Here is a 262-nt window from a genome sequence, read left to right as displayed (position 1 = left end):
TTATAAGACCGTTGCAACTCAATTAAAACAGCGTCCCTACCATTATCAAGACCAAAATACTGGTGAATGGTACCGTGAAGTTCGTGATTTATCTTGGTTACATAAAGCAATTAAATTTTCACGTCCGCAAGCTGATTATGTGCGTAATATCAACTATTCTTTTGTTGAACAAGGCTCAAAAATATCTATGAACGTCTTAGGGCAAAGAATAAAAGTGGCTTTTAATGGTGATTATTTGAACTTTTTTAATCCTAATTACAAA

General features: G+C 33.2%; 1 pseudogene. It reads left to right on the top strand.

What is annotated here, in order from left to right:
* Positions 1-262: pseudogene (locus tag FC14_RS10690) on the top strand (RNA-guided endonuclease TnpB family protein); the annotation flags it as partial.

The sequence above is a fragment of the Ligilactobacillus agilis DSM 20509 genome, assembly GCF_001436215.1.
GTDB lineage: Bacteria > Bacillota > Bacilli > Lactobacillales > Lactobacillaceae > Ligilactobacillus > Ligilactobacillus agilis.
Note: the sequence above shows the minus strand (reverse complement) of the source record. Positions and strands in the feature narration are given on the sequence as shown.